The following is an 18978-nucleotide window of genomic DNA, read 5'->3' on the forward strand; positions in this document are numbered from 1 at the left end:
CTGCCGGGTGCGGGGCAGGCGCGTCCGGCCGCCGCCGCGCGTGCCGCCGCGTGATCGGCGGGACGCGTGAATACCATTGACGATCTACGGCGTCACGACGGCCGGGAGATCAGCGTCATGCCCGCCGAGGAAAGAGGGGTACCGATGATCCGTCGCTGGAATCCGCCGGGCGTGGCCGCGCCGCTCTCCCAGTACAGCCACCTGGTCTCGGTACCGTCCGACCACGAGCTGGTGCTGATCTCGGGCCAGTTCGGGCTGCTGCCGGACGGCACCCTCGCGGGCGTGGACGCGGAGACCCAGAGCCTGCAGATCTTCCTCAACATCGAGACCCTGCTCGCGTCGATGGGCGCGGGGCCTGACAACCTCGTGAGACTGTTCACGATGGTCACCGGAACCGAGCACCTGGAGGGCAGCCGCAGGGCTCGGCACCAGGTGTTCGCCCGGTGGTACCCCGACGGCGGCTACCCGGCGCACTCCATCGCGGTGCTCGACGCGCTGACCACCCCCGAGCTGAACGTCCAGATCGACGGCGTGGCGGCCATACCCGCACGGATCCTCACCGAGCAGGCGGACGGCCTTCCCCTGACCGAGGCCATGGAGATCGTCTGACCACGGTCCTCCGCCCTCGCCTTACCCTGGCATCGACAGGTTCCCGGCGCGGGAGGCGCTCGATGGGCGGTGGACGCGGAGGTCCCGGCGTGGTGGCCGATCCGGGGCTGGTCGTGACGGCCCTGGCCGACGTGTCCGCCATCGGGCCGTACTTCGCGGTCTGCACCGAGCCCGGCTGTGACGACGCCCCCTCCTGGCGGCCGCTCGGCGAGCTCTCCTCCGACATCGGGGCGCTGCGGGCGAGGGTCGCCGACTTCGAACGGCGACTCGGCACCGGCGAGAGCCGGGTCGCGGCCTCGATCCTGTTCCAGGGGCTGGCGGCGCGGCTGTGGTCCCCGGTCGTCGGGGCCGCCACCGCCCACCGCCTGGTTCCCGTCCACGCCTCCGCGCACATGCGCTGGCGAGCGGCCCCGACCGGCCCCCTCCCCCTGTGGACGCCCCGTACGGCGGGCTGGGCGACCGTACGACAGGCCGAGTGCGCCGAGGTGGTCTACCAGGCGGTCGTGGCCGAGCTGCTCGACCCGCTGGTGGAAGCCTTCCAGCAGGTCACGAAGATCGCTCCCTCGCTCCTGTGGGGCAACGCCGCGTCCGCGCTGGCCGGGACGCTCCGCACCCTTCCGGCCGCGCGACCCGACCTCGGGCCGCCCGCGGCGCGGCTGGTGGGCGAGGTGCTCCGGCTCGGCGTGCTGGCGGGCACGGGTGAGCCCGCCGAGCCCGCGCCCGGCCACCATTTCTTCGTCAGGACGAGCTGCTGCCTGTACTACCGCGTACCCGGCGGCGGGATGTGCGACGACTGCGCGCTGCTGACCCCGGCGATCCGCGAGGCCCAGTGGGCGCGAACCGTTAGGCAGGCGGGAGGGGCGCTGTGATCCACTCGTCCCCGCTTCACGATGATCTCGGCCTTCCCGTCCGGCTCCCGGGCGAGGTACGCCGGGTGGTGTCGCTCGTGCCCTCGCTGACGGAGTCGGTCGCGGCCACGGCGCCGGGCCTGCTGGCCGGGGCCACCGACTGGTGCTCGCACCCGGCCGGCCTCGACGTCACGCGGGTGCGCGGCACCAAGAACCCCGACGTGGCGGCCATCGTGGCCCTCGGCCCCGATCTGGTGCTGGCCAACGAGGAGGAGAACCGCGTCGTCGACCTCGACGCGCTCCGGGCGGCCGGCGTGCCCGTCTGGGTCACGGTCATCCGCACGCTCGACGACGCGCTCGCCTCGCTGCGGCGGATGCTCGTCACCGCCATGGGGCTGCCCGAGCCCGAGTGGCTCGCCGCCGCCGGGCGGGCCTGGGCCGCCGACCTCACGCGGGGCGACCGCCGTGCCGTGATCCCGGTGTGGCGCAAGCCGTGGATGGTGGTGGGACGCGACACCTTCACCGGCGACCTGCTCCGGCGCCTGGGGGTGCACAACATCTACGCCTCCCACGCCGAGCGCTATCCCCGCATCCCGCTGCCCGAGCTGCTGGCGGCCCATCCTGACCTGGTCGTGCTGCCGGACGAGCCGTACCGGTTCACGCCCGACGACGGCCCCGGGTTCTTCCCTGGCGTCCCGGCCGCCCTGGTCAGCGGCCGGCACCTCACGTGGTACGGCCCATCGCTGGCCGAGGCCCCGCGCGTGCTCGCGGAGGCTCTCGCGTCGGCCTCTCCGTAGCCCCCCCCACCGGCCCGGCGGCGTCCGTGATTCCCTGCCGTGACCATGGCGTGATCTAACCTGGGTCAATGGCGCTCGCATATCTGGGTGACCTCGCCGGGCAGGGCTGGAAGCAGGTCGGGGAGCTGGTCCTGGCGTTCGTGCTGTCGGCCGCGATCGGCCTCGAAAGGGAGATCAGGCAGAAGAGCGCCGGGCTGCGCACCCACACGCTGGTGGGCTTCGCCGCCGCCCTCGTCATGCTGGTGTCGAAGTACGGCTTCGGTGACGTCCTCGGGGACCGCGTCATCCTCGACCCGTCCCGGGTTGCCGCCCAGATCGTGTCCGGCATCGGCTTCATCGGCGCCGGTCTCATCTTCGTCCGGCAGGACGCGGTGCGCGGGCTCACCACCGCCGCGACGATCTGGCTCACCGCCGCCGTGGGGATGGCGGCGGGGGCGGGGCTGTGGCTGCTGGCCGCCATCGTCACGGCGGGGCACTTCGCGGCGGTCTTCGTTCTCACCCCCCTGGCCGCCCGGCTGCCGCGCTCCAAGTACGCCCCCGCTCGGCTCCACCTGACCTACCTCGACGGCCGGGGCGTGCTGCGGCGGGTGCTGGCGGAGTGCACGAGGCGCGGGTTCAGCGTCACCCAGCTGTCCGTCGACCAGCGGACCCTGCACAAGGACCAGGCGGCGGTCTCGCTGTGGCTGACCGTCCACGGTCCCGGCCGGATCTCGGAGCTGACCGCCGCGCTCGCCGAGATCGACGGCGTGCTCGCCGTGTCCGGCCAGGACTCCGACTCGGCGATGCCCTGACGACCCGCCTTCGACGGCATCCTGCCTGGTGAGGCGGCGGGGAAACCCTGAATCGATCATCGGTTTTCCCGCATGCGAGCGAGGGCAGGTAGCGGCAATGATGCGCAACCTCGTCAAGGGCGCCGTCAGCGGCGTGCTGGCAACGGCCGCGATGAGTGCCGTGATGCTCGCCGGCGACCGGGCCGGGCTGATGGGGGAGCATCCGCCCAAGCGCATCGCCCGTGCGGCGCTCCCCGGCCCGAAGCACCGGCCCAAGACCGGTGAAGGCGTGCTGGGCACGGTCGCGCACTTCGGCTTCGGAGCCGCCTGCGGCGCGCTGTTCGCCGTGGTCGTGGACGACCGCCGGCCCCGGCTGCCGCTGGGCGTCGTGTACGGCCTCTCGATCTGGGCCGTCAGCTACCAGGGATGGGTGCCCGGCCTCGGAATCCTTCCGCCGATCCACCGCGACAGGCCGGAACGCCAGACGGTCATGGCCGCGGCGCACACGGTGTACGGCACAGCCCTGGTGCTCGCGCTCAACCGCCTGCACCGCGACGCCCGCATCTGATCTTGCTCGACCCGGGGGGATACGACCATGACCAGCGACGACCGTACCGACAAGGACCGGCAGCTCGACGCCTACCGCGTCGACCAGGAGGGCTCCTTCCTCACCACCGACCAGGGCATTCCGGTCGACGACACCGACAACTCCCTGAAGGCGGGCGAACGCGGCCCGACGCTGATGGAGGACTTCCACTTCCGCGAGAAGATGACCCACTTCGACCACGAGCGGATCCCCGAGCGGGTCGTCCACGCGAGGGGCTCCGGGGCCTACGGGTACTTCGAGCCCTACGACGGCTCGCTGGCCTCCCTCACCAAGGCGGAGTTCCTGTCCACGCCGGGGTTGCGCACACCGGTGTTCGTCCGCTTCTCCACCGTCGCCGGATCGCGGGGGTCCTCCGACACGGTCCGGGACGTGCGGGGGTTCGCGACGAAGTTCTACACGCGGCAGGGCAACTTCGACCTGGTGGGCAACAACATGCCGGTGTTCTTCATCCAGGACGCGATCAAGTTCCCGGACTTCGTGCACGCGGTGAAGCCCGAGCCGCACAACGAGATCCCGCAGGCGTCATCGGCGCACGACACACTCTGGGACTTCGTACAGCTCCAGCCTGAGACGACTCACATGATGATGTGGCTGATGTCCGACCGTGCCATCCCCCGGAGCTTCCGCATGATGCAGGGCTTCGGCGTGCACACCTTCCGGCTCGTCAACGAGGACGGCCGGGCGACCTTCGTGAAGTTCCACTGGAAGCCCAAGCTCGGCAAGCACTCCCTCGTCTGGGACGAGACGCAGAAGATCGCCGGCAAGGACCCCGACTTCAACCGCCGCGACCTGTGGGAGTCGATCGAGCGCGGCGCCTACCCCGAATGGGAATTCGGCCTCCAGCTCGTACCGGAGGAAGACGAGCACTCCTTCGACTTCGACATCCTCGACGCGACCAAGATCATCCCTGAGGAGCAGGTGCCGGTCCGTCCCGTCGGGCGGCTCGTGCTCGACCGCAACCCCGACAACTTCTTCGCCGAGACCGAGCAGATCGCCTTCCACCTCGGCAACGTCGTCCCCGGAATCGACTTCACCAACGATCCGCTGCTGCAGGGCCGCGCCTTCTCCTACCTCGACACGCAGCTGATCAGGCTGGGCGGTCCGAACTTCCCGCAGATCCCGGTCAACCGGCCGATCGCGGAGGTGCACAACCACCACCGCGAGGGCTACCACCAGATGCAGATCAACAAGGGCCGGGCGGCCTACCATCCGAACTCCCTGGACGGCGGCTGGCCGGAACCGGCGGGCGAGAAGGGCTACACCCACTACCAGGAGCGGGTCGACGGACACAAGATCCGCAAGCGCAGCGAGAGCTTCAGCGACCACTACAGCCAGGCCACCCTGTTCTGGAACAGCATGTCCGACTGGGAGCGGGAGCACATCATCGCGGCCTTCCGCTTCGAGCTCGGCAAGGTCGACGCCCGCCACGTCCAGGAAGGCGTCGTACGCAACCTCAACGAGGTGGACCACGACCTGGCCGTACGGGTCGCCGCGGGCATCGGGGTGGACGCACCGGGCCAGCCGCTCGCCCCCAACCACGGCCGCAGCTCCCCCGCGCTCAGCATGGACAACGAGCCGGCGAACACCATCGCCACCCGCAAGATCGCGCTGCTGGTGGCCGACGGCGTGGACGGCACGCACGTCGACGCCCTCGTGTCGGACCTCACGGCCAGGGGCGCCTTCTGCGAGGTCCTCGCCGCGCACGGCGGGGCCGTACAGGGAACCGGCGGCCAGCGGGTCGCGGTGACCAGGCCGCTGCCGACCACCGCCTCCGTGCTGTACGACGCCGTGGCGGTGCCGGGCGGGGAGGAGAGCGTACGGGCTCTGGCCGAGGACGGGGACGCGGTCCACTTCGTGGCCGAGGCCTACAAGCATGGCAAGGCCATCGGCGCGCTCGGCGAGGGCACCGAGCTGCTGGGGCCGGCCCACGTCACCGCGGGTCAGGACCAGGGGGTCATCACCTCGGGGGGAGAGGACCTGGAGGGGTTCATGGCGTCCTTCGCGGCGGCCGTCGCGGCCCACCGCTTCCCCCGGCGTCCCACGCGGGCCGTACCGGCCTGACGCACCCCGCGCCGACCCCGGCCCGAAGCCGCCGCCGGCCTCACCGCTTGGCGGCCCGACCCGGGGCCGAACTGGAACCGGACCAAGTACATGCAGCTCGTGGTCGGCGCGGGACGCGGGGGCGAGGTCCGGACAAGGATCGCGCCCCCGCGGAGCGTACGCTGGAAAACGTAGTGCGACCAGGCCGGACGTACGTCCTCGCGGCCGGCTCGGACCATGACGGGGGTCATGTTCGTTCGAGGGGAATCCGCCATGCTGCTGACGACCATGCGCACAGTCACACTTCCATCCGGCGAGGTGATCCCGGTCCTCGGGCAGGGCACCTGGCACATGGCCGAGAACCCGGCATTCCGGGAGCAGGAGATCGCCGCCCTGCGCCTCGGGCTGGACCTCGGCATGACGGTCGTCGACACCGCCGAGATGTACGCCGACGGCGCCACGGAGATCCTCGTCGGCGAGGCGATCGCCCGGCGCAGGGACGAGGTGTTCCTCGTCAGCAAGGTCCTGCCGCACCACGCCACCTACGACGGCACGATCGCCGCCTGCCAGGGCAGCCTGAGCCGCCTGGGCACCGACCATCTGGATCTCTACCTGCTGCACTGGCGGGGGCCGATCCCGCTGGAGCAGACACTCGCGGGCTTCGCCGAGCTCATGCGCATGGGCCTGATCCGGCACTGGGGCGTGAGCAACTTCGACGAGCCCGACATGCGCGATCTCTCGCAGCTTCCCGGCAGCGCCGGGGTCCAGACCGACCAGGTGCTCTACAACCTCATGCGACGGGGCATCGAGTGGGACCTGCTGCCCTGGTGCCAGGAGTACCAGATCCCGATCATGGCGTACTCCCCCATCGAGCAGGGCGAGCTGCTCAACCATCCCGCGCTGCGCGGCGTCGCCGAACGGCATGACGCGACCCCGGCGCAGGTGGCGCTCGCCTGGGTGATCGGCCACGACAACGTCAACGCCATCCCCAAGATGGGGACACCGGGGCACGTCTACCAGAACCGCGCGGCGGTGGGCATCAGGCTCACGCCGAACGATCGGTACGTCCTCGACGAGGCCTTCCCTCCGCCCTTCCACAAAGTGCCCCTCGAAATGCACTGACGCACCCGAACTCCTGCGGTACCGCGGGCCCGGCGCTCACGGCCCGCCCACCCGCTCACCGCGGACCTGCTCCCCGTGTCACCGTGGGCCTGCTCACCCTGGGCCTGCTACCGCCCGCCTGTTCACCGCCCGGCCTGCTCTTGCTCGCCGAGCCGGCGTAGCAGTTCCTCGCGCCTGGCTTCCAGCGTCTCGGCGAACGCCTCCTGCTCCTCCGCCATCGTGATCAGCGTGGAGATCTCGGCCGAGTCGGTCGGGGAGTCGGCGCGCTCCCCGACGCGCTCACGCAGCTCCGCCGCCGTCTGCCGCAGCCTCGTCAGGTCCTCCTCCACCATGCGGAGTTCCTCGCGTAGCGCCGCCTCGTCCTCGGTGGCCATCGGTACCGGTCCCTTCCGATCTCGCCGTCCGCCTAGAGCAGCAACTCGAAGATCCGCTCGACCCGCTCCCAATCCCGGGTCTGCGGATTCTTCGTCTCCGGATCGAGGACCTTGAAAGCACGCGCGAGTGCCATCGTCAGCCCTCCCACCACCATGGGCAGCCGTTCCTCGGTCTCCTCGCTGAGGGTCACGTCAAGGGGCGGCCTGGCCGTCAGCCGATCCAGGATGGGACTCACCTCGATCTCCCGATCGAGATCGCGGAAGACGTACATGATCTCCTGCAGGCCCTTGGTGATGGGCAGGTCATGGGGCTCCAGGATGTCGCGGCGGTTCGCCTTCGCCGAAGCCTGGCCGATGACGAGCAGGTCGTAGACCTTCTGGTCGAGGAAGTCGTGGTAGCGCTTCAGGTCGTCCTTGTCGACGTCCAGTTCTGCGGCAGCGCGAAAGAAGCGCTCGAACTTGCTCACTTCGCCTACCACCATGTCGCGTCATCTCCTCCCACCCGTCTCCCGGCGGGCTGGCCGCACCCGAGCAGGCGAATGCGCTCTCCTCGCATCCTCGCGAGCGGCGGGCCGCCTCACATCCCCTGGACAGGTAGTCCGCTTTGACCTGCGCCGGAACGCAACGCCCGTATACAGCGTGATTTTTGGGCCCTCTGGCCCCCTCGACGGCACGGCCTCACAAATGGTCCGATCACGCCGAACCCCAGAACACGAGGGTCATCCGGTCCCCTGGTACTTCCGCGTTCTGAAGTAGGTACGCGTTCCTCCGGAAATCCGCTTTCAGCGAGACGTCTGGAAATGACACAACGCCCTGCGAAAATGCTCAGATGGGGAACGACACGGCGGTGCGCCGGCTCGACCTTGGGTACTTCGTCCGGCCCGCATCGGAGACAGGGGGCCCGCAGCCGAGGGTCGAGCCCGTCCTCGCCTATCTGGTGCGGCGCGACGAGGGGCTCATCCTCTTCGACACCGGTATCGGCGCCGCGGACCCCGAGACGGAGGCCCACTACCGGCCCAGGCGAAGCGGTCTGGAAGGCGCCCTGGCCGACGCCGGAGTCACCCTGGCGGACGTCTCCCTGGTCATGAACTGCCACCTCCACTTCGACCACTGCGGAGGCAACCCCTCACTGGCCGGCACGCCGATCCTGGTGCAGGCCACGGAGCTGGCCACCGCTCGCGGAGGCGACTACACGATCGACGAGCTCGTCGACTTCCCGGGTGCGGTCTATGACGAGATCGCCGGCGAGGCCGAGGTCTGGCCGGGAGTCTGGATCATCCCGACTCCCGGGCACACCGCCGGGCACCAGTCGCTGGTGGTCCGGCAGAGCGACGGCACCGTCATCCTCGCCGGCCAGGCGCACGACTTCGCATCCGAATTCTCCTCCGACTACCTCGCCCGCCAGGCCACCCTCCACGGCCTGGCCCAGCCCCTCCCCACCTACCGACCCTGGCTGGACCGCCTGACCACCTTCGACCCCCGACGAATCCTCTTCGCCCACGACCCCTCAGTCTGGGAACCACCCCACACAGAAGATGCGGCGACGAATTCCCCCCACCCGTGACCCGCGTGACCGGTGAGCCACTTGCCGCCCACCCAGGCCGCCCCTGACCAGTCGGTGCATAGAGGCTAGTGAAACGGAGGGCGCCGGATCGACGTATTCGTGGAGACGCCAGTGTCGTGTCCGGAGGGAAGTCCCCAGCGCGCCCAGACCGTCTTACCCGAGCCGTCGGGAAGCGGAATCGCCGGCGAGAGCGGCGACGATGGTGAGACCCCTGCCATGCACCGACTCGACGCCAAGGTCAAGATGGCGCGGCTGCCCGCGGCGCGTGCCCATGCCGTACCAGACGCTCCACGCGGGCTCCATCTGGTCCAACTGCTGCGCGGCAGCCCGCTTGGCGAGATCCCATCGCCCGTGGGGCCTCTGTTCAGTACGCGCCCCTCGCCGGTGCCGTCCGCCCGACCGTGACTCACGATCGCGTCTGTTCACGCCGGCGTACCGTCTCGGTACCGCCGGCGTTCGCTGGAAGAGTGCCGCGCACCCGGAGCCCGGCCACGCCGGTAGGGCACGGCACTCGCCGGCACGGGCTCCCGCGTCGCGCCTGTGGCGCCCAGCCGTGATGACGTAAGACTCGGACTTGGAAACGACCGGCTCCGCATGACATCAGAGGTCTGCTGGACCTCTACGGAGTCACAGACGAGCGTCGCCGAGAAGCGCTGATCACTCTTGCCCGGGAGTCACGCCAGCGCGGCTGGTGGGCTGACTACCAAGACGCCTTCCGAAGCTCATTGCCCGACTTCGAAGCCGGCGCCTCAATGATCCGTACCTACGAGGCTGTGGTAGTTCCAGGCCTTCTCCAAACCCCGGCCTACATGATGGCGATCTTCCGTGGCGGCCAAGTGCTCAACGAAGAAGTCTTCGATCGGCACATCCAGGCGCGACTTGCACGCCAAGAAATCCTCAAGCGTCAGAACCCGCCAGCCCTGGTCGCCGTCATAGAACAAGCTGCTTGAACTCGTCAAGAACTACTGCCATGACGACGGTGCTCGGGCGCTCTTCACCACTCATAGCCCGGCACTGCTGTCAGCCCTCAACCCTTCGGACCATGCCGGCGTGGTGGTCTGCTCCCGTGACCCGGAGTCCGGACGCTCGCGGCTACGCAGGCTGCCCGAGATCGACGGCTATCCAAGCTTGATGGCTCAAGGAGAGCTGGGCGAAGTAGTCACCTCAGGCCTCCTGGGCAAGACTCCCGAATCCGGCAGGGACCGCTTGACGGATGAGCCACTTGCTGCCCACCCACACTTCCCTGCCCAGGCGGCGAGAGAGGTAGTCGCTCGCGCCTGGTGAAACGGAGGCTGCCGGATCGACGCATGCGTGGAGGTCCCGCCCCGAGGAGGTGGCCACGCTCGTCCTGGATCTCCTGACGTGACGCCCCCAGTGATGGCCACAAGGGTGACGCGTTACGGATGGTGCGGTGGGGGGCAGAGGGGGTGGGGCTGTGCTTACCGGCCAGTGGGCGAACTACCTCAAAACCGGTGAACGGCGATGGGGAGCCGACTAAGGTTCTGGACGACTGATCAAACGAGGAGTGGCAATGAGCGAGTACGCGGTGACCTTCGATTTGGTCGATGCCGACAAGGACGGGCTGATCTCGGCCGGGGAACTGCTGCACCTCATGGAGGTGCTCGGCCAGCCGGTGTCCGCCGAGGCCGCGGAGGCAGCGGTCCAGAAGCTCGACATCGATGGCGACGGGCGCATCTCGCTCGAGGAGTTCTCCCGCTATCTCAGCGCCACCAGCTAGGTCTTCCAGCGGAGGCTGATCGTGATCCCGGGGTAGGTGCGCCTAGGCGATGTGCTCGGCCAGTTCCCCTGGGTCGTGGGCGCTGAAGACGCTTACCTCGTCGCCGTGCAGGCGGACCAGTTCGCGGAGGCGGGCGTTGTTGCCGAGTCGCAGTGGCCGGTCCATCTCGGTGATCTGCTGGAGTATGTCCATGCTCGGGTGAGGCGCTGCAACTCGCCGTCCTGGACGCCGCGGTCGAGCGGGTCCCCGCCGGGGTCGTCGGCGCCAGGCCCGGGGCCGTCGCGCCACCTGCTACTAACCTCCCGTCTAATACGTCACAATTGGACGGACTCCGACGGGAGGGCCAATTGGCGATCACATCAGACAACGAGCTCTGGGCCGCCGTACCGGCCGGTGTGGCGGGACGCCTCCGTCCCGTGATGAGCGATCTCGCCGATCAGATGATCTTCGAGATCCAGCGGCGCGTGCCCGAGTACGCCCGTCCCTCCGACGAGATCTACATCAAGGTGCTGCGCATCGCCGTGGACGAGGCGCTCCAGCGATTCCTCCGGCGCATCGAGCGGCCCCACGATGCCTGGGATCCCGAGGTGTTCCGCGCCATCGGTCGCGGCGAGGCCGCCGAGGGCCGCAACCTCGAACCCTTCCAGACCGCCATGCGCCTCGGCGCGCGGGTGGCGTGGCACCGCCTCACCGAGCAGGCCGAGCGGCTCCGCCTCGACCCCAAGACGCTGTACGACCTGGGCGAGGCGATCTTCGTGTTCCTCGACCAGCTCGCCGACGCCGCCACCGAAGGCTTCAACGAGGCCCGGGCCAACGCGGCGGGCGAGATCGAGCGCCGCCGCCACCGCCTGCTCGACCTGCTGCTCTCCCAGCCGCCCGCCTCGCCCGACGCCATCGCCGACCTGGCCAAGACCGCCGGCTGGCGTCCACCCAAGGCCGTCGCCGGGGTGGCGCTGAAAGAACGCGGTGGCTACCGCGCGCCCTCGCTGCCTCCTGACGTGCTGGTCGGGCTGGAACGAAGGCATCCCTGCCTGATCGTCCCCGACCCCGAGGGGCCGGGCCAGGCGCAGATGCTCGAGATGGGACTGCGCGGCTGGCGTGCCGCCATCGGACCCTCCGTGCCACTGCTCGACGCCGCCACGTCACTCCGGTGGGCGACGGAGGCGCTCGAACTGGCCAATCGCGGCGTGCTGCCCGGGTCCGAGAGGGTGCTGCGCTGCTCGGACCACATGGCCACGCTCATCGTGTTCAAGGACGAGGAGCTGGTGAAGGCCCTGTCCGAGGTACGGCTCGCACCCCTCGCGCACCTGCGGCCGAGCCAGCAGGACCGGCTGGCGGAGACCCTGCTCGCCTGGCTCCGCCACGGCCGGGGAGCCGGTGAGGTCGCCGCCCGTCTCCACATCCACCCGCAGACCGTGCGATACAGGCTGCGGCAGTTGGAGGAGCTGTACGGCGACCAGCTCGCCGACCCGGACATCCGCTTCGAGCTGGAGATAGTCCTCCGCGCCCGCCAGGCGCTCAACCCCTGACCACCGCGACCGGCCCGCGCCGGCTAGAGCATTGAATCGGCTAATTCAGTAAAAATGGGAACCGGGGTCCCGGGTGCGGCCAAGTACGGGGTGACCGCATCAAACCCCGGAGAGGACCCGCACGTGGTGAGTGCGCAGGCACTGGCTGTCGTCACGCGAGCGCGACCTGCTGCTCCTCGTGGCGTGGACCGACCTGAGCTACGAGGACGTCGCCCAGGCGCTCGGCATCCCCATCGGCACGGTGCGCTCCCGCCTTCATCGCGTTCGCGCGAAACTCCGCCGGGCGTTCGGTGACATCGACCCCCTCAACTTGGAGCCCCAGCATGGATGACGAGCTCGTACCGTTCGCCGACAACCGTCCGGCCGCACCGCCGTACCCGCCGGACGCGCGTGAGGCCGCACGTGGCCGCCTGCTCCAGGAGGCGGCGGGCCGGCGCCGGTTCGGGTCGCCGAGGTTCGGGTGGCAGGCGGTGGGGGCATTCGGGCTGACCGTGGCCCTGGTGGGCGGCCTCGGGGTCGCCCTGTCGTCGCGGCCCGCTCCGGTCGCGGTGCCGGGGGCCACCGCGACCGACCCGGCCTTCCAACCCGAGGAGTCGGTCGAGGTGGCGCCCTCACAGGACGCCGCCGAACTGCTTCCGAAGCCGGGCCAGTACATCGTGGTGGAGTCGGAGACGATGTACACCTCCGAATCCATGGGTGAGGGCGGGACGCAGAGCAGTTACCTCTACCGGACCAAGCGGAAGATCTGGAAGCCGGTCGACGGGACTTCGAAGGGCTTGCTGTGGATCGCCGGGCTGGCGCCCAAGCAGTGGCCCGGGCGGCCTCTGCCCGAGGAGGCGACGCAGTGGCGGGGCGAGAGCTGGCACGAGCTCTCCGCGCGCTGCCCCGGCTGGCCCGACGATAACCGGACCGACTACGCGTTCCTCAGCACCCTGCCGTCCGACGTGGCGGGGATGCGCGAGTACGTCTACAAGCGGCCTCACGGCGACAACCCCCCCGATGCCGGGACGTTCACGGCGGTCGGCGACCTGATAAGAGAGACCTACCTGCCGCGCGCGCAGAGGCAGGCACTCTTCGAGGCGGCCAAGACGATCCCCGGCGTCAGGGTGACCACCGGTGTCAAGGACTCCGCTGGACGTGAGGGCACGGCGCTGGGCAGGGTCGATAACGGTATCGACACCATGCTGATCTTCGACCCGGAGACGTACCTGTTCCTCGGGGAGCGCGGCACGGTCGTCGACGACAAGGCCGCGCGCGCTCCGGTGGGGAGCGTCATGGCCCTGACCGCGCAGCTGAAGGTCTCGGTGGTCGACAAGCTGCCGCGGGCGCAGGGGGCCGGGAAGGACAGCAGTTGCGAGATGCGGGAGCAGATGCCCACGCCGACGCCCACCGGCTCCGAGCCCGCGGCTCCGAGCCCGACTCCCACCGGCTCGTAGCTCACAGGAACGTCCCCGACTCCGACCGGCTCGGAGGTCGCGACGCCGTCCCCCGTGTCGTGGGAGACGAGCGAGGCTGACGGCAGATCGTCACAGTACGGCCCGCACCGCGCGGAGACGCGGTGCGGGCCGTCGCGCATTGTGCGAGATCACGACTCGATACGCCCACGGCTCAGCGTTGTGCGAGATCTGGAATCGATTGGCCTGCGGCTCAGTTGCATGGTGCAGGCCCCCCCAAACCGGGCAAACCCTACTATTAATGTAGGATTCCGACTCCACGTGGGTCGCCCCCATATACGCGGCCGTACGGCTGTCGACCAGGAGAAACAGTGAACAGGAAGACGACGTCGCTCTTCGGCGCCGCCATCGCCCTCGCGCTCGCCCTCACCGCCTGCGGCGGTACGGGTGACGGAGCGGGGACGAAGAGCACCTCGCCGGCGAGCTCGTCCAACACGGACGCGACGATCGGCATCGGATCGCTCTACGAGCCGCAGAACCTCGACAACACCGCGGGCGGCGGGCAGGGCGTGACCGAGGCGTTCAACGGAAACGTCTACGAAGGCCTGTTCAGGCTCACCGACGACGGCAAGGTCGAGAACCTCCTGGCCAAGGACTACAAGGTCGGCTCCGACGGCCTGACCTACACCTTCACGTTGCGGGACGGCGTGAAGTTCCACTCCGGCGATCCGCTCACCTCCGCCGACGTGAAGTACAGCATCGAGAAGGTCACCGCGGACGGCTCGCAGTCGGCCCGCAAGAGCAGCTTCGCCGTCATCAAGAAGATCGAGACTCCGGACGACCACACGGTCACCGTGACGCTGTCGAGCAAGTCCATCTCGTTCGTGTACAACCTCAGCTACATCTGGATCATCAACGACCAGGCGAAGAACCTCGCGACGACCGAGGACGGCACCGGCCCGTACAAGCTCGGGACGTGGAAGCGCGGCGCCTCGCTGACCCTCGACCGGTTCCCCGGCTACTGGGGCACGGCGGCCACCAACAAGCAGGTGGTGTTCCACTACTACACCGACGCCACGGCGCTGAACAACGCCCTGCTGACCAACGCGGTCGACGTCGTGACCAGCGAGCAGAGCCCCGACGCGCTGGCGCAGTTCGCGAACAACGCGAACTACAAGGTGAACAACGGGCACTCCACGACCAAGCTGCTGCTGGCCTTCAACGACCGCAAGGCCCCGTTCGACAAGCCGCTCGTCCGCAAGGCCGTGACCTCCGCGATCGACAACAAGAAGCTGCTCAACTCCATCTGGGGCGAGTACGGCACGCTGATCGGCTCGATGGTGCCGCCCACCGACCCGTGGTACGAGGACCTCACCAAGGTCAACCCGTACGACCTGAACCTGGCCAAGAAGCAGCTCGCCGACGCGGGATACCCCAGCGGGTTCAGCTTCACGCTCGACACCCCGAACTACGACCCGCACCCGACGGCGGCGACGTTCATCAAGTCGGAGCTGGCCAAGGTCGGCATCACCGTGAAGATCAACGTCATCACGGCCGACGAGTGGTACACGAAGGTCTACAAGAACCGTGACTTCGCCGCCACGATGCAGGAGCACGTCAACGACCGCGACGTCGTCTGGTACGGCGACCCCGAGTTCTACTGGGGTTACGACAACCCGCAGGTCACCGCGTGGGTGAAGCAGGCCGAGGAGTCCGACACCGCCGAGGCGCAGACCGAGCTGCTGAAGAAGGTCAACCAGCAGATCGCCGCCGACGCCGCCAGCGACTGGCTCTACCTCTACCCGCAGATCGTCGTCGCGTCGTCGAAGCTGTCCGGCTACCCGCTGAACGGCCTGAACTCCCAGTTCTACGCGTACGGCATCAAGAAGGCCTGACCCGGCACCTCCCGCCCCGGCCCGGGTCTGTACGACCCGCCGGGGCGCGGGCGTCTGCTCCTGATCGATCGGCTTGCCAATGACCACCTACCTGCTGCGGCGCATGGCCTTCCTGGTCATCTCGCTGCTGCTGGCCAGCACGGTGCTGTTCCTGCTGCTGCGCCTGCTCCCGGGCGACCCGGCCAACTCGCTGCTGTCGGTCGGCGCCTCCCCTGAGCAGATCGCCGCCGCGCGTCACCAGATCGGGTCGGACCGCCCGCTGCCCGAGCAGTTCGTCACCTGGCTCGGGCAGATGGCGACGTTCGACCTCGGGACGTCCTTCATCAGCACCCTTCCCGTCGGGCCTGAGATCGCCTCACGCCTGGTGGTGACCGTCCCGCTGACGCTGCTGGCCTTCCTCCTGGCCGTCGTCGTGGCCGTGCCGGTCGGGTTCGTCGCGGCCCACCGGTCGAACCGCTGGTACGGGCCGCTGCTCAACGGGGTCTCGCAGCTGGGCATCGCCGTCCCGGTGTTCTGGGTGGGAATGCTGCTGATCGCCGCGTTCGCGTTGTACTTCCACATCCTGCCCGCCGGCGGCTTCCCGCAGGACGACTGGACCAACCCCGGCGACGCGCTCACCTCGCTCGTCCTGCCCGTCGTCACCATCGCCCTCGTCATGTCCGCCTCGCTCATCCGGTACGTGCGCTCCGCCACCGTGGACGTGCTGGACAGCGACTACCTGCGGACGTTCCGGGCGCTCGGCTCGTCGTTCACCATGGCGATGTGGCGTCACGGCCTGCGCAACGCGGCCGTACCCGTCGTCTCGATCCTGGGCATCGAGCTGGCCACCACGTTCCTCGGCGCGGTCGTCGTGGAGAGCGTGTTCGCCCTGCCCGGGCTCGGCAGCATGCTGGCCAAGGCGATCGCCCAGCACGACTACCCCATCGTCCAGGGCGTCCTGTTCGTCAGCACCTTCGGCGTGCTGGTGATCGGTTTCATCGCCGACCTGGTCCAGCGTCTCATCGACCCGCGCCTGCGCGGCACCCTGTCACGGAGCGCCCGATGAGCCACATCTCACGGAGCGCCCGATGAGCCAGACGAACATCCCCGGCCCGATCAAGGCGACCGATCCGGACAGCACGGTGCCGGCCGCGCGACGCCGCGGGTCCGCGACGCTGCTGATCGGGTGCGTGCTGGCCGGCGCGGTCGTCGCCGTCGCCATCGTGTCGCTGTTCTGGGTTCCGTTCGCCCCGGAGGACACCTCGGGCGGGCGGCTCGCGCCTCCCGGCCCGCCCCACCTGCTCGGTACGGACAAGCTCGGCCGCGACCTGCTCACCCAGCTGATGATCGGCGCCCGGGTGGCGCTGACGGCAGGCATCGGCTCGGTGGCGCTCGGCGGGATCCTCGGGGTGGCCGGCGGCCTGCTCGCCGGGTTCGCCACCCGGTGGCTGGACGACACGATCTCCGCCCTGCTCGACATTCTGATCGCCTTCCCCACCCTGCTTCTCGCCATGCTGGTGGTGGCGGCGCGGGAAGCGTCGCTCAGCTCCGCCATCCTGGCGATCGGGCTCGCGATGTCGGCGATCGTGGCGCGGCTGACCCGGGTGCTCGTCAAGCGGGTGCTGGCCCAGGACTACATCACCGCATCGCGTACGTCCGGAACCTCCTGGCCGCGCGTGGTGGCCGAGCACGTCCTGCCCAACATCTGGCCGACTCTGCTGGTCAACCTCGCCCTGCAACTCGGCCTCGCCGTACTGGCCGAGGCGAGCCTGTCGTACCTCGGGCTCGGGGCGCCGCCGCCGAACGCCTCGTGGGGACGGATGCTGCAGGAGGCCCAGGCCACCGTGCTTACCGCGCCGCTCGGCGCGATCGCGCCCGGCGTGCTCCTGGTCGTGCTGGTCGTCGGCGTGAACCTGGTCGCCGACGGCCTGCGCGACGTGGCCGACCCGACCCGGCGGAGGACCCGATGAGCCTTCGGAACGTGGCCCACCCGACCCGGCGGAGAACCCGATGAGCCTTCTCGACGTCAGCGAGCTGACGGTGAGGTCGGCGGACGGCCGCGCGCTCGTCTCCGGCGTGTCGTTCACGATGGAGCCGGGCGCCCGCCTCGGCCTCATCGGGGAATCCGGCTCCGGCAAGTCGCTGACCGCACTGGCGATCATGGGCCTCGCGCCGGCCGGGATGACCGTGTCGGGCAGCGTGGTGCTCGACGCTCCGGGGCTCGTACGCACCGAGGTCGTGGGCGCGGCGGAGCGGCGCCTGAACGGGCTGCGCGGCCGGGCCGCGACCGTCGTGTTCCAGGAGCCCCTCACCGCGCTGGACCCGCTGATGAAGGTCGGCCACCAGCTCGCCGAACCCCTGCGGCGCGTACGCGGGCTGCGGGGCGCCGCCCTTCGCAAGGCGGTCCTCGCGGCGCTCGAAGAGGTCAGGCTGACCGACCCGGGCCGCATCGCGAAGGCGTACCCGCACGAGATCTCCGGCGGGCAGCGCCAGCGGGTGGCCATCGCCATGGCCCTCGCCTGCGAGCCCGCCCTCCTGATCGCCGACGAACCGACCACGGCCCTCGACGTGACGGTCCAGGCCGAGGTGCTGGCACTGCTGGACGGCCTGGTCTCCGCACGCGGGATGGCGTTGCTGTTCATCAGCCACGATCTCGCGGTCGTGTCGGCCGTGACCGACGACGTGCTCGTCCTCAAGGACGGCGAGGCCGTGGAGTCGGGGCGCGTTCTCGACATCGTGAACACCCCGCGCCACCCGTACACCCGCGACCTGGTGGGCAGCGCGCGGCAACTCGACAGCGCGCTCGATTGGAGCAGACGTTGACCTCGGCCATCCTTTCGGCGCGCCACGTGGGCTTCGCCTACCGCGGCGCCGCGCCCGTGCTGTCGGACGTCTCGCTGGAGGTCACGCCCGGACGCAGTGTGGCGCTCGTCGGCGAGTCGGGCGCGGGCAAGACCACCCTGCTGCGCCTGCTGCTCGGGCTGGCGCGGCCCACCGACGGGCAGATCGTGTTCGACGGCACGGAACTCTCACCACGCAGGCGAAGCCAGATGCGCGCCTTCCGGCGCAGCGTGCAGACCGTGTTCCAGGACCCGTACTCCTCCCTCGACCCCCGTCAGCGCGTCGGCAGGATCGTCGCGGAACCACTGCGCTCGCTTGGCCTGCTCACGAGCCCTCGAAGCCCGCAGGACGGCCCCGCGCGGCGTGCGGACACCGCCCGGGGTGAGGCCACCGTCAGGCGTGAGGACACCGCCCGGCGTGAGGACGCGAACGGGCGTGTCGCCGCCGCTCTGGACGCCGTGGGGCTTCCGGCGGACGCCGCCCGCCGCTACCCGCACGAGTTCTCCGGCGGGCAGCGCCAGCGCATCGCCATCGCGCGGGCCATCGTGTGCGAGCCGCGCGTGCTGCTCGCCGACGAGCCGGTCAGCGCCCTGGACGTCGCCACCCGGGTGCGCATCGTGGACCTGCTGACCGAGCTACGGGAGACGCGCGGCCTGACCGTCGTCATGGTGTCGCACGACCTCGCCGTGGTGGCGACGCTGTGCCACCACACGGCCGTGCTGGAACATGGCCGGATCGTCGAGCAGGGCGACACCGCCGCCGTGCTCGGCTCCCCCAGCCACCCCTACACCCGCCGACTCATCGACAGCGTGCCGCGCCTTCCGCGCCTGCGGGACGAGGCCTGACCGCCGGGAGGCCGGGCCCGGCCTCC

Annotated in this window: 21 protein-coding genes; 18 read left to right on the forward strand and 3 right to left on the reverse strand. The window is 69.9% G+C overall.

The features are described 5' to 3' along the window. Window positions 1–144: 144 nt before the first annotated feature. From AB0O34_RS31840 to AB0O34_RS31870, 7 genes are all read left to right on the forward strand, one after another. Complete coding sequence (locus AB0O34_RS31840) at window positions 145–609, forward strand: RidA family protein (RefSeq protein ID WP_363921786.1); 465 nt, start codon at window positions 145–147, stop codon at window positions 607–609. 62 nt (window positions 610–671) lie between these two features. Continuing rightward, the gene (locus AB0O34_RS31845; RefSeq protein WP_363921788.1) at window positions 672–1478 is read left to right on the forward strand and encodes a (2Fe-2S)-binding protein; all 807 of its coding nucleotides are present in this window, start codon (window positions 672–674) and stop codon (window positions 1476–1478) included. Beyond that, entirely contained in the window at window positions 1475–2254 is a 780-nt protein-coding gene (locus AB0O34_RS31850; protein WP_363921789.1) for a helical backbone metal receptor, read from the forward strand. Before AB0O34_RS31845 ends, AB0O34_RS31850 begins: the two co-directional genes overlap by 4 nt. A 68-nt stretch (window positions 2255–2322) precedes the next feature. After that, complete coding sequence (locus AB0O34_RS31855; protein WP_363921791.1) at window positions 2323–3045, forward strand: MgtC/SapB family protein; 723 nt, start codon at window positions 2323–2325, stop codon at window positions 3043–3045. A 97-nt stretch (window positions 3046–3142) separates the two neighbouring features. After that, window positions 3143–3592: a DUF6789 family protein gene (locus AB0O34_RS31860; protein ID WP_363921793.1), complete on the forward strand. Its 450-nt coding sequence runs from the start codon at window positions 3143–3145 to the stop codon at window positions 3590–3592. Window positions 3593–3619: 27 nt separating this feature from the next. Further along, window positions 3620–5692 carry a catalase gene (locus tag AB0O34_RS31865; RefSeq protein ID WP_363921795.1) on the forward strand — a complete coding sequence of 691 codons (2073 nt, stop codon included), beginning with the start codon at window positions 3620–3622 and terminating at the stop codon, window positions 5690–5692. A 252-nt stretch (window positions 5693–5944) separates the two neighbouring features. Further along, entirely contained in the window at window positions 5945–6793 is an 849-nt protein-coding gene (locus AB0O34_RS31870) for an aldo/keto reductase (protein ID WP_363921797.1), read from the forward strand. Window positions 6794–6915: 122 nt separating this feature from the next. Here AB0O34_RS31870 and AB0O34_RS31875 read toward each other — a convergent pair whose 3' ends face one another. Beyond that, window positions 6916–7167, reverse strand: a complete 252-nt coding sequence (locus tag AB0O34_RS31875; protein WP_363921799.1) for a hypothetical protein — start codon at window positions 7165–7167, stop codon at window positions 6916–6918. Window positions 7168–7199: 32 nt separating this feature from the next. Then, window positions 7200–7649 (reverse strand): DUF1931 family protein, encoded by a 450-nt coding sequence (locus AB0O34_RS31880; protein ID WP_363921801.1) that lies wholly within the window; start codon window positions 7647–7649, stop codon window positions 7200–7202. Window positions 7650–7996: 347 nt separating this feature from the next. Between AB0O34_RS31880 and AB0O34_RS31885 the strand changes: the two genes are divergently transcribed. The 3 genes from AB0O34_RS31885 to AB0O34_RS31895 all read left to right on the forward strand — a co-directional run bounded on the left by AB0O34_RS31885 (window position 7997) and on the right by AB0O34_RS31895 (window position 10469). Continuing rightward, window positions 7997–8731, forward strand: a complete 735-nt coding sequence (locus AB0O34_RS31885) for an N-acyl homoserine lactonase family protein (RefSeq protein WP_363921803.1) — start codon at window positions 7997–7999, stop codon at window positions 8729–8731. 725 nt (window positions 8732–9456) lie between these two features. Beyond that, a complete protein-coding gene (locus AB0O34_RS31890; RefSeq protein ID WP_363921805.1) occupies window positions 9457–9681 on the forward strand; it encodes a Scr1 family TA system antitoxin-like transcriptional regulator in 225 nt (74 codons plus the stop codon). A 581-nt stretch (window positions 9682–10262) separates the two neighbouring features. Beyond that, complete coding sequence (locus tag AB0O34_RS31895; protein WP_363921807.1) at window positions 10263–10469, forward strand: EF-hand domain-containing protein; 207 nt, start codon at window positions 10263–10265, stop codon at window positions 10467–10469. Window positions 10470–10511: 42 nt separating this feature from the next. On the opposite strand, the gene AB0O34_RS31900 is transcribed toward AB0O34_RS31895, so the two are convergent. After that, complete coding sequence (locus AB0O34_RS31900; protein ID WP_363921809.1) at window positions 10512–10661, reverse strand: hypothetical protein; 150 nt, start codon at window positions 10659–10661, stop codon at window positions 10512–10514. A gap of 155 nt (window positions 10662–10816) precedes the next feature. Here AB0O34_RS31900 and AB0O34_RS31905 point away from each other — a divergent pair, with 155 nt between their 5' ends. From AB0O34_RS31905 to AB0O34_RS31940, 8 genes are all read left to right on the forward strand, one after another. Further along, window positions 10817–11998, forward strand: a complete 1182-nt coding sequence (locus tag AB0O34_RS31905; protein WP_363921811.1) for a helix-turn-helix domain-containing protein — start codon at window positions 10817–10819, stop codon at window positions 11996–11998. A 130-nt stretch (window positions 11999–12128) separates the two neighbouring features. Continuing rightward, on the forward strand, window positions 12129–12329 hold the full coding sequence (locus AB0O34_RS31910; protein WP_363921813.1) for a sigma factor-like helix-turn-helix DNA-binding protein: 201 nt from the start codon (window positions 12129–12131) through the stop codon (window positions 12327–12329). After that, window positions 12322–13434, forward strand: a complete 1113-nt coding sequence (locus AB0O34_RS31915; RefSeq protein WP_363921815.1) for a CU044_5270 family protein — start codon at window positions 12322–12324, stop codon at window positions 13432–13434. Before AB0O34_RS31910 ends, AB0O34_RS31915 begins: the two co-directional genes overlap by 8 nt. 329 nt (window positions 13435–13763) lie before the next feature. Beyond that, a complete protein-coding gene (locus AB0O34_RS31920) occupies window positions 13764–15287 on the forward strand; it encodes an ABC transporter substrate-binding protein (protein ID WP_363921817.1) in 1524 nt (507 codons plus the stop codon). A 79-nt stretch (window positions 15288–15366) separates the two neighbouring features. After that, a complete protein-coding gene (locus AB0O34_RS31925; protein WP_363921819.1) occupies window positions 15367–16332 on the forward strand; it encodes an ABC transporter permease in 966 nt (321 codons plus the stop codon). A 22-nt stretch (window positions 16333–16354) separates the two neighbouring features. Then, window positions 16355–17236, forward strand: coding sequence for an ABC transporter permease (locus AB0O34_RS31930; protein WP_363921821.1), 882 nt, complete (start codon window positions 16355–16357; stop codon window positions 17234–17236). 40 nt (window positions 17237–17276) lie between these two features. Beyond that, on the forward strand, window positions 17277–18089 hold the full coding sequence (locus AB0O34_RS31935) for an ABC transporter ATP-binding protein (protein WP_363921823.1): 813 nt from the start codon (window positions 17277–17279) through the stop codon (window positions 18087–18089). After that, on the forward strand, window positions 18086–18952 hold the full coding sequence (locus AB0O34_RS31940) for an ABC transporter ATP-binding protein (RefSeq protein WP_363921825.1): 867 nt from the start codon (window positions 18086–18088) through the stop codon (window positions 18950–18952). The genes AB0O34_RS31935 and AB0O34_RS31940 overlap by 4 nt, the downstream gene beginning before the upstream one ends. Window positions 18953–18978 lie beyond the last annotated feature (26 nt).

The sequence above is a fragment of the Sphaerisporangium sp. NPDC088356 genome (assembly GCF_040685555.1).
Lineage (GTDB): Bacteria > Actinomycetota > Actinomycetes > Streptosporangiales > Streptosporangiaceae > Sphaerisporangium.